Genomic DNA, 13,189 nt, shown 5'->3' with positions numbered 1-13,189 from the left:
TGTCAGCCCCCGGTCACCGGCGGGAAGAAGGCCACCTCGTCGCCACTGTTGAGCGTTGCCTCGCCCGAGGCCACCTCGCGATTCAGAGCCGCCTGCAGGCTGGGGTCGGCCAGGGCGCGGCGCCAGCTTTCGCCGCGCCCGCTCAACTGTTCGCGCAGTTCGGCCAGGGTCCCGCACTCGCCGGGATTCACCTGCAGTTCGGCACAATCCAGCTGCTCGCGCAGGCTGGCAAAAAAGAGTACGCGAATCATTGCTCACCTCCACTCTGTTCGTCACCGCGCTGCCAGTGGCCGCGCTTGCCGCCGAGCTTTTCCACCAGGCGCGTCTCGCTGATGACAATGGCCGGGTCCACCGCCTTACACATGTCGTAGATGGTCAGCGCCGCGATCGAGGCCGCGGTCAGCGCCTCCATCTCCACGCCGGTGCGCCCGGCCAGGCGGCAGTAGCTGGCGATGCGCACGCTGTTTTGCGACGGCTCCAGCTCGAAATCCACTTGCACTTTCGTCAGCGCCAGCGGGTGGCACAGCGGGATCAGGTCGGCAGTTTTCTTGGCCGCCTGGATACCGGCGATACGCGCCGTGGCCAGCACATCGCCCTTCTTGTTCTGCCCCGCCACCAATTGCGCGAAGGCCGCGGGGCTCATGGTGACCAGTGACTGGGCGCGGGCGCTGCGCTCGCTGACGGCCTTGTCGGTGACGTCGACCATACTGGCCTCACCGCGCTCGTTGAGATGGGTCAGGCTCATGCTCAGCTCCTCACCTTTTATCACCGCGGCGCAGATGCTCGACGAAATTGCACGGCCTGTGACTGCCGTCCAGCTGCTCGCGCAGTATCTTTTCCCAGGCAGTGCGGCAGGCACCGGTGGAACCGGGTACGCAGCAGATCAATGTGTCGTTGGCGAGTCCGGCGAGGGCGCGGGACTGTATCGTCGAGGAGCCTATCTCCTCGTAGGAAATCGCGCGGAACAACTCACCGAAGCCCTCGACCGTCTTGTCGAACAGGGGGGCCAGCGCCTCCGGGGTGGAGTCGCGGCCGGCGAAGCCGGTGCCGCCGGTGGTAATGATTACCTCGATGGAACCGTCGGCGATCCACTGGGAGACCTGGGCGCGCAGCTGGTAAACGTCGTCGCGCACGATTTTCTTGTCGGCAAGCTTGTGCCCGCTCGCGCGCAGCGCCTCGACCAGGTACTGGCCGGAGGTATCGTTTTCCTCGGTGCGGGTGTCCGAAACCGTCAGCACCGCGATATTGAGTGCCGCGCCGCTGTTATCTGTGTGATGGGACACTGTTACTTACCTCGTTGAATACTTTGGGGTTCTCTATTCACTGCGGCCGTAGGGTGCGCCGTGCGCACCGAAAAGCGCTGAAGCCAACATCCGCCCTGATCCGGTGCGCACGGCGCACCCCACGAATCCAGCCCATTCAGTTATCTGGCTTTTATCCGCCGATCACGGACAGGTTGCGGGTGGCACCCGTCTGTCCTTGCTGCAGGTAGTGGCTGGCGGCCTTGCCGCCGACCAGGGTCTGAATTCTCTCCGCCAGTGCAGCCACATCGCCGCGGCGGATTTCCTCGCGCAGATCGAGACCCGCATCGGCGAAGAGGCACAGGTGCAGCTTGCCCTGGGCCGACACCCGCAGGCGGTTGCAGCTCTGGCAGAAATCCCTGCTGTAGGGGGTGATCAGGCCGATGCTGCCGCGGTAATCCGGGTGCGCATACTCCCGCGCCGGACCGGCGTCTATGGCCCGCGGCAGCAGTTGCCAGCCGCTCTCTATCAGCTGCCGCTCTATGGTGTCGCCGCGCAGGTGATTGCTGGCGAAATAGTCGCGGTTGTCGCCTGTCTGCATCAGCTCGATAAAGCGCAGGGTGACCGGAGTATCCCGCAGCCAGTCGAGGAACTGCTGCAGGCGCTCGGTGGCGCCGTCGCTGAGCAGTACCGCGTTGACCTTGGTCTGTACCCCCAGCTCCAGGGCGCGGTCTATGCCGGTGCGGATGCGCGGCAGGCAGTCGTGGCCGGTGATGCGCGCAAACTCCGCCGCGTCCAGGCTGTCGATACTGATATTGAGCTGGTCTAGGCCGCTGCGGCGCCACTCGTCGATGACCTTCGGCAGTTTGTAGCCGTTGCTGGTGACCGCCACGCGACGGATACCGGGGGTGTTGCGGGCCGCAGCGATGATGTCCGGCAGGTCGGCACGCAGGGATGGCTCGCCGCCGCTGAGGCGCACCTTGCGGGTGCCCAATCGGGCAAAGGCGCGCATTGCGGTCGCCGCCTCGGCGACGCTGAGGGGGGCCGCTTCGCCGGCCCGCGCCCGGTAACCTTCCGGCAGGCAGTAGTCGCAGCGGAAGTTGCAGGCATCGGTGACCGACAGGCGCAGATAGTAGAAGCGGCGGCCGTGGCCGTCTTCCAGGACGCCCTGGCCAGCTTCATGCATTTCGTTGTTTCGCATTACCTTTCCAAATTCGGGAGGCCGGAAGATTTCTCCGCCGACCCTGGCAGGCACCTCAGTCTGTCTGACTCCGGAACCTGCGGCCAAGAGGCCCTACTCGCGCTATTGGCGAACTTAGGCCCAGTGGCTCGGTAGCTGTTGTGATGATTCGGTGGTCAGTTTTCCGTTAGTTGTCAGTTTCCACTGCCAGTGACTCTTCGATGACAGCAATTTTCGTGCCGTATCAACCCACGCGCCGTCCGCCCAGTATCTCCATCAGGTCGATACTGGCATCGCGGCTGCCGAGATCCATCAGTCTCTCGAGGGCGTTCAGATGATCCACTATAGCCCCTCGCGCCGCCTCCGCCTCGCCGGCGCGCAGGTGCGCCAGCAGTCGCGGGTGATCCCCCTCCAGGTAGCAGGAGGCCAGGCCGTCCCGCCGGTAGAGCGCAATCACGATGGAGGTGCGCAGAATCAGGTCGGTCAGTATGCTGCCCAGCACCCGGTTGGGCGACAGTTCCGCCAGCAGGTGGTGGATGCGCAGGGACTGCTCGATGCGCGCTCCCTCGTCACCGCGCCGGTAGGCATCGGCCTCTCCTGCCACCATCTTCTCCAGATCCGCCAGCTGTGCCGCCGTCAGTTTGCCGGCGAGCAGCGCCACCACCTCGCCCTCCACCAGGCGGCGGGCGACGAAGGTGTCGCGGGTCTCGTCGATATTGGGCGCGCGCACCCGCGCCACCTGGTTGGGCGCCAGGCTGACCACGTGCTCCGCATCCAGGCGGGTCAGTGCCTTGCGCACCACCGAGCGACTGACGCCGAAGATATCCCCCAGCGCACCTTCGGGCAGGCGCGTGTTCGGGGGCAGACGCTGGGTCAGTACCGCCCTGCGGATCTTGTCGACTATCTGCTGGTCGCTGATGCGGCCGTTGCCACTTTCCGCCAGTATCTGTCGCTGCCAGGCCTCATTCATTACAGGTTGCTCTCGCCCCGCGGGCTCTCTCGGTTCAAATTCTGTTCAATCGAGTGTAATGCTGTCGACAGAAAGTGTATACACTTTTTTTGCACTCCAGCCCGCCCCAAAAGAGGGCGGCACCTGCACCACAAGGGGACGTGACTATTCCCCGACCTGCAGTATCTTCAGGGTATTGGTGCCGCCGTGCGCATTCATCAGGTCGCCCCGGGTCAGGATCACCATATCGCCGCGCGCGGCGATACCGCGGGACTCCAGCAGCGCCAGGGCCGCGCGGTTGATCTCCGCATCCCCCATGGACTCGGTGTCGAAAGGCAGCGATATGACACCCCGGTAGAGGGCCATTCGGCGCTGCGCAACCGGGTCGTGGGCCAGGCCGACGATGGGCAGTCCGGAGCGGATGCGCGAGGCGATCAGCGGCGTGTAGCCGGTGGCGGTCATACAGGCGATGGCCGCTACCCCCTGCATATGGTTGGCCGCGTACATGGCCGCCAGGGATACCGTCTCGTCGGCGCGGGTGAAGCCCTGGTGCATACGGTGGCCGGACTCCTGCGCGCTCTTCTCGCGCTCGGCCCCCAGGCACAGGCGGTGCATGGCCTCGATGGCCTCCACCGGGAAATCGCCGGCGGCGGTCTCCGCGGACAGCATCACCGCGTCGGTGCCGTCGAGCACTGCATTGGCCACGTCGAATACCTCGGCGCGGGTGGGCAGCGGCGCGGTGATCATGGTTTCCAGCATCTGCGTGGCGGTGATCACGGCGCGGTTGAGCTGGCGCGCGCGCTTGATCATGCGTTTCTGCACGCCGATCAGCTGGGCGTCGCCGATTTCCACGCCCAGGTCGCCGCGTGCCACCATCACCGCATCCGAGGCGCGGATGATGTCGTCCAGCGTCTCTTCGTCCGCCACCGCCTCGGCGCGCTCCACCTTGGCCACCAGGCCGATTTCCCGGCCCCGCTCGCCGAGCAGCGCGCGCGCCTCTTGCATATCCGCCGCCGTGCGCGGGAAGGAGACCGCCAGGTAATCGACACCTATGTCGATGGCGGTTTCCAGGTCGCGCTTGTCCTTGTCGGTCAGGGCCGCGGCGGAGAGGCCGCCGCCCTGCTTGTTGATGCCCTTGTTGTTGGACAACTTGCCGCCGACCACGACGCGGGTGTTTACCTGCTTGTCCAGCACCCGCTCCACTTCGAGTACCAGGCGGCCGTCGTCCAGCAGCAGCTTGTCGCCGGGGGCGACATCCTCCACCAGCGCCTTGTAGTCGCAGCCGACCCGCGCGCTGTCGCCGGCATCGGAATCCAGCGCCATATCCAGCACGAAGGCATCCCCCTCGGACAGCTCCACGGCGCCATCTTTAAAGCGCGCTATGCGGATCTTGGGCCCCTGCAGATCGCCGAGGGCCGCCACCGTCCTGCCCTGGCGCGCGGCGATTTCGCGCACCTCGGCCAGGCGCCGGCGGTGGTCTTCGGCGGAACCGTGGGAGAAGTTGAGCCGCACCACATCCACACCGGCGGCGATCATGGCCTCCAGCACACCCTCGCGATCGCTGGCGGGGCCCAGGGTGGCGACGATTTTTGTGCGTCTGATCGGGTTTTTCTGCTGCATGGTTAGCTCCTCACGACTGCCGCGGCAATATCAGTATGGCGCGGAAATCGTTGACATTGGTTCTTGTGGGACCGGTGACTATCAGCCGCTCCAGCTCGGCAAAGAAACTATAGGCGTCGTTGCGCGCCAGGTAAGCGACGGGATCCAGCCCCTGCTTCGACAACCGCGGCCAGTCGTCCGGGGAGAACTGGGCGCCGGCGTTGTCCTCGGAGCCGTCGATACCGTCGGTATCAATGGCCAGGGCGTGGATTCCCGGCGCGCCCTCCAGGGCGGCAAAGAGTCCCAGCAGGTACTCCACATTGCGCCCGCCGCGGCCGTCGCCGGTAACGGTGACACTGGTCTCGCCACCGGACACTATCAGCAGGGGCGCGTCGCTCTCCCGCTGGGCCGCCAGGGCCAGGCGCGCATGGGCACGCCCCAGCTCGCGAGCCTCGCCCTCCAGGTCATCGCCCAGTATACGCACCTGCACACCGGCGACACTGGCCGCATCGCTGGCGGCCGCCAGGGCGTCACTGGCTTTGGCCAGCATATGGGCGCTGTCGGCGGCGAAAGCGGAGGCGTTGGACCTGGGCGCCGGGGCGCCCGCCTCCAGGTGACGGCGCACCGAGTCGGGCACAGGCACCTTGTAGCGCTCCAGCAGCGCCAGGGCATCCTGGGGAATCGAGTTGTCCGGCAGGGTCGGCCCTGAGGCGATCAGGCTGGGCAGGTCGCCGGGCACGTCCGAAATCAGGTAGGTGACCACCCGCGCCGGGTGGGCGGCGGCGGCCAGGCGCCCACCCTTGATCGCCGACAGGTGGCGACGCACGGTATTGATGGCGCTGATGGGTGCGCCGCTGCGCAGCAGAGCCTTATTGATGGCCCGCTTTTCACCCAGGCTGATGCCCGGCGCCGGCAGGGTCATCAGCGCCGAGCCGCCACCGGACACCAGCGCAATCACCAGGTCGTCGGCGGTGAGCCCACCCACGGATTCCAGCATGCGCACTGCGGCCCTCTGCCCCAGTTCGTCCGGCACCGGGTGCGAGGCCTCCAGCACTTCGATCCTGTCGCAGATCACGCCGTGGCCGTAGCGGGTGACGACCAGGCCATCCAGGTCGGCATCGGGGTATTTCTTACCCCAGGCCTTCTCCAGGGCGGAGGCCATGGCGGCGGCGGCCTGGCCGGCCCCGACGACGAAGGTGCGGCCGGCGGGTGGCTCGGGCAGCTGATCCGGCAGCAGTGCGTCCGGATGCACTGCGGCCACCGCTGTCTCGGCCAGCTGCCTGAGCCAGGCATCGAGATCCGCCGGGCGCTTGAGAGTCTCTAATTCGGGCAGTGCATTCATCGGCGGTTCCTCACAGCGGGGTTACTTAACGGTGCAAGACAAATAGGCGAAACGCAGCGGTTACTGGTTGCACCTCACCTATTGGCCCTGGCATAGATGCCCTGATCGGGGGAGGGAGAAAAAGCCGCCGGCGGGCGGCGATTCATCGCGCGCCGGCGGAATACTGGGTCCTTCTTTTTCCGCGGTCCCTCAGCTCGCAGTGGATCTACTGTCGGGCTGGGGGCGCGGGAATTCGTCAATTGCCTCTTTATTGGCCGCGGGCGCTTTATTGGCCGCGGGCGCTTATTCGCCGATCTCGTGGTCGGCCAGTTTTTCCAGCGCGCGCAGTATGCCGGCGTGATCCCAGTCGGCGCCGCCGTTGGCGGCACAGGCCTGGAACAGCTGCTGGGCATTGGCGGTACCCGGCAGTGCCAGGTTGAAGGCGCGGGCGCTGGTCAGGGCCAGGTTCAGGTCCTTCTGGTGCAGGCGGATGCGGAAACCCGGATCGAAGGTGCGCTTGATCATGCGCTCGCCGTGCACGTCCAGGATCTTGGACTGGGCCAGGCCGCCGAGCAGCGCCTCGCGCACCTTGGCCACATCCGCGCCGGCGCGGGAGGCGAACAGCAGGCCCTCGGCCACCGCTTCAATGGTCAGGGCCACGACTATCTGGTTGGCCACCTTGCAGGTCTGGCCGGCGCCGTGATCGCCCACGTGGGTGATGGTCTTGCCCATGATCTCGAGAATCGGCTGGGCGCGCACGAAGCCCTCCTGGGTGGCGCCCACCATGATGGTCAGCGCGGCGTTGATGGCGCCGCCTTCGCCGCCGGATACCGGCGCGTCCACATACTCGCCGCCGGCCTTGGCGATACGCTGGGCGAATTCCTGGGTCGGCACCGGGGCTATGGAACTCATGTCGATCACCAGGGTGCCCGGCTGCAGTCCCTCGATCACGCCGTTTTCACCGAACAGCACTTCTTCCACGTCCGGGGTGTCCGGCACCATGGTGATGATGATTTCCGCCTGCTCGGCCACCGCCTTGGGACTGGCCAGCTCTTTCATGCCCTTGGCCGCCAGGCCCTCGTCGAGGCCGCGCGGGCGGGCAACGGTAGTCACTTGGTGGCCGGCGTCCAGCAGGTGTCCGGCCATGGGGCGGCCCATAATGCCGAGGCCGATAAATCCGATCTTGCTCATTATCTTTCTCCTAATTTCTTACTTCGCTCAAAATCCACATTTGTGTTGGTGGGAACGGCAAATTCCTGCGCGGGTCCGGCTGGGGTGCGCCTTTCCGGGACACGCTGTGAATACATCCCTGTACGCTCGTAATCGGCATCCATGCCTCATACGGTCCCGGAAAGGCGCACCCCAGCCGGACTCCCTACTCCTGTGCCACACCCGATCAGCAGGAAACGCACCGGATACATCCATCCGGTGAGTCAGTGCGCGCTATCGAGCCAACCCAATCCTTCACTGGTCGTGGTCTTCGGCTTGTACTCGCAGCCGATCCAGCCCTGGTAGCCGAGGCGGTCCAGGTGCTGGAACAGGAAGGGGTAGTTGATCTCGCCGGTGCCCGGCTCGTGGCGACCCGGGTTGTCGGCCAGCTGCACGTGGGCAATGCGCGCCAGGTGTTTCTCGATGGTCGGTGCCAGGTCCCCCTCCATGATCTGCATGTGGTAGATGTCGTACTGCAGCTTCAGGTTGTCGCTGTCCACCTGATCAAAAATATCCAGCGCCTGCTCGGTGCCGTTGAGGAAAAAACCGGGGATATCGCGGGTGTTGATCGGCTCCGCCAGCAGCAGTATGCCGGCGGCCTCGAGCTTGTCCGCGGCGAAGCGCAGGTTTTCCACCAGGGTCTGGCGCGCCTGCTGTTCGCTGACGCCGGCGGGTTTGATACCGGCAAGGCAGTTCACCTGCTTGCAGCCCAGTGCCGTGGCGTATTCGATGGCCTTGTCGACGCCTTCCCGGAATTCCTCCACCCGGTCCGGGTGACAGGCGATACCGCGCTCGCCAGCGGCCCAGTCGCCGGCCGGCAGGTTGTGCAGCACCTGCTCGAGGCCGTTGGCCTTCAGGCGCTGGTTGATTTGCTCAACGCTGTAATCGTAGGGGAACAGGTATTCAACACCCTTGAAGCCTGCCTCGGCGGCGGCCTTGAAGCGGTCGAGGAAATCCAGCTCGGTAAACAGCATGCTCAGGTTGGCGGTAAATTTCGGCATTCTTTATCTCCTGTTTTTTGGTGGCCTCTCTCCCCTCTCTACAGAAGAGAGGGGAGGAGTCGTCAGGGCTCAGGTCAGCGCGGCGATGGACGTGGGCGCGTCGGCCTGGTTCTCGGCCAGTGCCTCGAACTCGTTGACGCCGTCCAGGTCCACGCCCATGGCGATATTGGTGACCCGCTCCAGGATCACTTCCACCACTACCGGCACCCGGTGTTGCTTCATCAGCTCGCGCGCCTGCTCGAGCGCGGGCGCTATATCGTCCGGCTGGGTGACCCGCAGCGCCTTACAACCGAGGCCCTCGACCACGGACACGTGATCGACTCCATAGCCCTCGATCTCCGGGCAGTTGATATTTTCGAAGGACAGCTGCACGCAGTAGTCCATATCGAAATTGCGCTGCGCCTGGCGGATAAGGCCCAGGTAAGAGTTGTTCACCAGCACGTGGATATAGGGCAGGTTGAACTGGGCACCGGCGGCCAGTTCCTCGACCATGAACTGGAAGTCGTAGTCGCCGGACAGCGCCACCACTTCCGCCTCCGGGTCCGCCTTGACCACACCCAGCGCCGAGGGCACGGTCCAGCCCAGCGGGCCGGCCTGGCCGCAGTTGATCCAGTGGCGTGGCTTGTACACGTGCAGGAACTGGGCACCGGCGATCTGCGACAGGCCGATGGTGCTGACGTAGCGCGCGTCCTTGCCGAATACCTTGTTCATCTCTTCGTAAACGCGCTGCGGTTTTACCGGCACATTGTCGAAATGGGTCTTGCGCAGCAGGGTGCGCTTGCGCTCGCGGCACTCCTCGGCCCAGGCACCGCGTTCTTTCAGGCGGCCGTCGGCCTTCCACTCGCTGGCCACCTGGATAAACAGCTCCAGCGCCGCTTTCGCGTCGGAGACGATGCCGTAGTCGGGGCCGAATATGCGCCCGATCTGGGTCGGCTCGATATCCACGTGCACGAACTTGCGGCCCTCGGTGTAGGTGTCGAGGTTACCGGTGTGGCGGTTGGCCCAGCGGTTGCCGATACCCATGACGAAATCCGAGGCCAGCATGGTGGCGTTGCCGTAACGGTGGGAGGTCTGCAGGCCCACCATGCCCGCCATCAGCGGGTGGTCATCGGGAATGCTGCCCCAGCCCATCAGGGTCGGGATCACCGGCACGCCGGTAATCTCGGCAAACTCGGTCAGCAGATCGCTGGCGTCGGCATTGATCACACCGCCGCCGGCTACCAACAAGGGTTTTTCCGCGGCGTTGAGCATTTCCAGTGCCTTTTCCACCTGGGCGCGGGTGGCGCTCGGCTTGTACACCGGCAGCGGCTCGTAGGTGTCCGGATCGAATTCGATTTCCGCCATCTGCACGTCGATAGGCAGGTCGATCAGCACCGGGCCCGGACGCGCGCTGCGCATCAGGTGGAAGGCCTGCTGGAAGGCGCGCGGCACCTGGGCCGGCTCCAGTACGGTCACGGCCCACTTGGCCACCGGGCTGGCGATGGCCTTGATATCCACCGCCTGGAAGTCCTCCTTGTGCAGCTTGGCCACCGGCGCCTGGCCGGTGATGCACAGGATCGGAATCGAGTCGGCACTGGCCGAGTAGAGGCCGGTGATCATGTCGGTGCCGGCGGGGCCGGAAGTGCCGATACAGACACCGATATTGCCGGCCTTGGTGCGGGTGTAGCCCTCGGCCATATGCGAGGCGCCTTCCACATGGCGCGCGAGAGTGTGGTCAATGCCGCCGACTTTGCGCATCGCGGAGTAAAAGGGATTGATCGCTGCGCCGGGAACGCCGAAGGCGACATCGACACCCTCTTTTCTCAAGACGTGAACGGCGGCTTCTGCTGCTGTCATGCGAGCCATAGGTTCTCTCCAATAATTACTGTTATTTTCTCGGCCTTTCCGACGCGGCCGGATCGGCCTATGTCCTTTACGCCGGGGTCGCGACCTCAACCCCTTCCACTTCTACCCGCAGTTCCAGCGGATACTCTTCGCAGTTGTTGCCCGGGCCGCCGCGGTCCACCACGACGAACTCCCCCCGGCGCTCGATCACCGACTGCACGCCGTGCCACATGCCGGCGCGGTAGTTGACGCCCTGGTGGCCATCGGTGACGAAGGCGCGCACTTCAGACGGATCGATGCTTTCCCCTTTCGGGGCCACCACCACCACAAAGCGCTCGCCGTGCATCGGAATAAATGCCTGGCTGCCCAGTGGGTGACGCTCCAGGTAAGTGAGCTGCAGGGGAAGGTCCACCGGCTCGCTGATAAAGATGCTGATCAGCGGTCGCGATTCATCGCCCAGGGTCTCGATGCGGGCCAGATCGTGATACCGCTGCGCCCGCCCGCCGTTGATGGCGAAGGAATCCGCGGTGCGGCTGTCGATGACATCGCCGAAAGGCGCGAATGCCTCGGCGGTCAGCGGTTGTGCCTTGAGTTGCAACATGGTGCTGTCTCCTGCAGTTAAAAAATTCGGTATCCGACCCTCGCCCGCTTTCTTTGCTGTACCTCTGCGCTATTTCTGCCCGATGCCCAGCTTCATCTGCCGGTTCACATCCTTGTACAGCAGGTAGCGGAAGGGGCCGGGGCCGCCGGCGTAGCAGGCCTGGGGGCAGAAGGCGCGCAGCCACATGTAGTCGCCGGCCTCCACTTCCACCCAGTCCTTGTTCAACAGGTAGGCGGCCTTGCCCTGCAGGACGTAGAGGCCGTGTTCCATCACGTGGGTCTCGGCAAACGGAATCACGCCGCCGGGGCGGAAGGTGACGATATTCACGTGCATGTCGTGGCGGATATCCTCGATATCCACGAAGCGGGTGGTGCTCCAGCAGCCCTCGGTGCCGGGCATGTCGATCGGCTCGATCATTTTTTCATTGGTGACGAAGGCCTCGGGCACGTCTATGCCGTCGACTCTTTCGTAGGCCTTGCGGATCCAGTGGAAGCGCAGGGTGGAGGCGCACTCGTTGCGCACCTGCCAGTCGCTGCCTGGCGGAATAAAGGCGTAGCCGCCCTCGAGCATGCGGTGGGTTTCACCGTTCAGAATCAGGGTCAGCTCGCCCTCGACCACAAACAGCACGCCCTCGGCGCCGGGATCGGTTTCCGGTTTTTCGCTGCCGCCGCCGGACTGCACTTCCATGATGTACTGGGAGAAAGTTTCGGCGAATCCGGACAGCGGGCGCGACAGCACCCACAGGCGGGTCTTCTCCCAGAAAGGCAGGTAGCTGGTGACGATATCGCGCATCACGCCCTTCGGAATCACCGCGTAGGCCTCGGTGAATACGGCGCGGTCGGTGAGCAGTTGCGTCTGCGGCGGATGGCCGCCTTTGGGTGCGTAGTAGTTGTGCATGGGGTACTTCGCGTTACTCATGGGTTTCTTGGTCTTCCGTTGCGGTTGCTGTCATCTTGCCGAGGGCGGATGCTGCTCCGCCCAGTGGCGGGCTATGTCCAGGCGGCGTGTCACCCAGACCCGGTCGTGGCGCTCTATGTGATCGAGAAATTTCTGCAGGGCCCTGAAGCGCCCGGGGCGACCGATCAGGCGGCAGTGCAGTCCCACCGACAGCATCTTCGGCGTGTCCTCACCCTCGGCGTAGAGGACGTCGAAGGCGTCGCGCAGGTAATCGAAGAACTGCTCGCCGCTGTTGAAGCCCTGGGGCGTGGCGAAGCGCATATCGTTGGTGTCCAGGGTGTAGGGCACCACCAGGTGGTCCCGCAGTTCGCCGCTGCTATCCTGCACGCTGGTCCAGAAAGGCAGGTCGTCGCCGTAGTTGTCGCTGTCGTAGAGGAAGCCCCCCTCGTCCAGCAGCAGGCGGCGGGTGTTGGGGCTGTCGCGGCCGGTGTACCAGCCCAGCGGCTTCTCGCCGTAGAGCCCCTGGAAGATTTCGATGGCGCAGCGCAGGTGCTCGCGCTCGACGCTCTCCGGCACATCCTGGTAGTGCAGCCAACGCCAGCCGTGACAGGCGATCTCGTGGCCCAACTCCCTGAAGGCCAGCGCGACCTCCGGGTGGCGCTGCAATGCCATGGCCACGCCGAATACCGTCAGTGGCAGACCGCGCTTCTCGAACTCACCGAGGATGCGCCAGACACCGGCGCGGGCGCCGTACTCGTAGATGGACTCCATGCTCATATGCCGGTCGGCATAGGCCTCGGCGCCGACTATCTCGGACAGGAAGCGCTCGGAGTGACTGTCACCGTGCAACACACAGCTCTCGCCGCCCTCTTCGTAATTGAGAACAAACTGCACCGCGATGCGCGCCCTGCCCGGCCAGTTGGCCTGCGGCTGGTTGCGGCCGTAGCCAACCAGATCGCGGGGGTATTGATCCTGCTCGTAGGAACTCAAGACTTCTTTTCCTTTGCGTTATCGTGCGACCAGGTGGATGCACTTGGCGCCACTCTTTGGTCGACATTATTGTATACAGTTTTACGATATAGTGTATTCATAACTTTTGCAATCCCTGTTGAAACTTATTGGTCAACAAAGCCGGGCGGGACCTGGGGCAAACGGAAAGAATCGAGATCTGGCGCCCTTTGGCGCCGATGTTGAGGGCAAGCGACTTGTATACAGATGACGCAACGGGCGCACAGAGGCATTGGCGCCCGCTGTGCAGCCCTACAGGATCGAATGGGTGGAGGTGGCTATGCGGGCGCGGGCGCGACTGCCCGCCGGACGGCGGCAGGCCACCCGGGGAACGGGAGGCCTGCACAGGTATTAGAGGG

At 64.7% G+C, this 13,189-nt stretch carries 13 protein-coding genes and 1 riboswitch; all 13 genes read right to left on the bottom strand.

Annotated elements, in window-relative coordinates; all coding sequences use genetic code 11:
- Nucleotides 1-2: 2 nt before the first annotated feature.
- Nucleotides 3-251, bottom strand: a complete 249-nt coding sequence (gene moaD / locus IG627_RS07870) for a molybdopterin converting factor subunit 1 (protein WP_193191806.1) — start codon at nucleotides 249-251, stop codon at nucleotides 3-5.
- Nucleotides 248-745, bottom strand: coding sequence for a cyclic pyranopterin monophosphate synthase MoaC (gene moaC / locus IG627_RS07865; protein ID WP_193191805.1), 498 nt, complete (start codon nucleotides 743-745; stop codon nucleotides 248-250). The genes moaD and moaC overlap by 4 nt, the downstream gene beginning before the upstream one ends.
- Before the next feature lie 10 nt (nucleotides 746-755).
- A complete protein-coding gene (gene moaB, locus IG627_RS07860) occupies nucleotides 756-1,283 on the bottom strand; it encodes a molybdenum cofactor biosynthesis protein B (RefSeq protein ID WP_193191804.1) in 528 nt (175 codons plus the stop codon).
- Nucleotides 1,284-1,434: 151 nt separating this feature from the next.
- Nucleotides 1,435-2,442, bottom strand: coding sequence for a GTP 3',8-cyclase MoaA (moaA, locus tag IG627_RS07855; RefSeq protein WP_226864834.1), 1,008 nt, complete (start codon nucleotides 2,440-2,442; stop codon nucleotides 1,435-1,437).
- A riboswitch (molybdenum cofactor riboswitch) is annotated at nucleotides 2,431-2,588 on the bottom strand. Its footprint overlaps the gene before it by 12 nt.
- Nucleotides 2,589-2,665: 77 nt before the next feature.
- Nucleotides 2,666-3,391: a GntR family transcriptional regulator gene (locus tag IG627_RS07850; protein WP_193191803.1), complete on the bottom strand. Its 726-nt coding sequence runs from the start codon at nucleotides 3,389-3,391 to the stop codon at nucleotides 2,666-2,668.
- A 144-nt stretch (nucleotides 3,392-3,535) separates the two neighbouring features.
- On the bottom strand, nucleotides 3,536-4,990 hold the full coding sequence (gene pyk, locus IG627_RS07845) for a pyruvate kinase (protein ID WP_193191802.1): 1,455 nt from the start codon (nucleotides 4,988-4,990) through the stop codon (nucleotides 3,536-3,538).
- Between the two features lie 10 nt (nucleotides 4,991-5,000).
- Nucleotides 5,001-6,311: a glycerate kinase type-2 family protein gene (locus IG627_RS07840; RefSeq protein ID WP_193191801.1), complete on the bottom strand. Its 1,311-nt coding sequence runs from the start codon at nucleotides 6,309-6,311 to the stop codon at nucleotides 5,001-5,003.
- Nucleotides 6,312-6,593: 282 nt separating this feature from the next.
- Nucleotides 6,594-7,481 carry a 2-hydroxy-3-oxopropionate reductase gene (locus tag IG627_RS07835; RefSeq protein WP_193191800.1) on the bottom strand — a complete coding sequence of 296 codons (888 nt, stop codon included), beginning with the start codon at nucleotides 7,479-7,481 and terminating at the stop codon, nucleotides 6,594-6,596.
- Nucleotides 7,482-7,723: 242 nt separating this feature from the next.
- Nucleotides 7,724-8,500: a hydroxypyruvate isomerase gene (hyi, locus tag IG627_RS07830; RefSeq protein WP_193191799.1), complete on the bottom strand. Its 777-nt coding sequence runs from the start codon at nucleotides 8,498-8,500 to the stop codon at nucleotides 7,724-7,726.
- A gap of 69 nt (nucleotides 8,501-8,569) precedes the next feature.
- A complete protein-coding gene (gcl, locus tag IG627_RS07825; protein WP_193191798.1) occupies nucleotides 8,570-10,345 on the bottom strand; it encodes a glyoxylate carboligase in 1,776 nt (591 codons plus the stop codon).
- 67 nt (nucleotides 10,346-10,412) lie between these two features.
- Nucleotides 10,413-10,925: an ureidoglycolate lyase gene (locus IG627_RS07820; protein WP_193191797.1), complete on the bottom strand. Its 513-nt coding sequence runs from the start codon at nucleotides 10,923-10,925 to the stop codon at nucleotides 10,413-10,415.
- Between the two features lie 69 nt (nucleotides 10,926-10,994).
- On the bottom strand, nucleotides 10,995-11,843 hold the full coding sequence (locus IG627_RS07815; protein WP_226864833.1) for a bifunctional allantoicase/(S)-ureidoglycine aminohydrolase: 849 nt from the start codon (nucleotides 11,841-11,843) through the stop codon (nucleotides 10,995-10,997).
- Between the two features lie 30 nt (nucleotides 11,844-11,873).
- Nucleotides 11,874-12,812 (bottom strand): allantoinase PuuE, encoded by a 939-nt coding sequence (gene puuE, locus IG627_RS07810; RefSeq protein WP_193191796.1) that lies wholly within the window; start codon nucleotides 12,810-12,812, stop codon nucleotides 11,874-11,876.
- Nucleotides 12,813-13,189 lie beyond the last annotated feature (377 nt).

Source organism: Microbulbifer taiwanensis (assembly GCF_014904815.1).
In the GTDB taxonomy this organism is placed as follows: Bacteria; Pseudomonadota; Gammaproteobacteria; order Pseudomonadales; family Cellvibrionaceae; genus Microbulbifer; species Microbulbifer taiwanensis.
The sequence above is the reverse complement of the archived record's forward strand: the minus strand, read 5'-3'. Positions and strand labels throughout refer to the sequence as shown.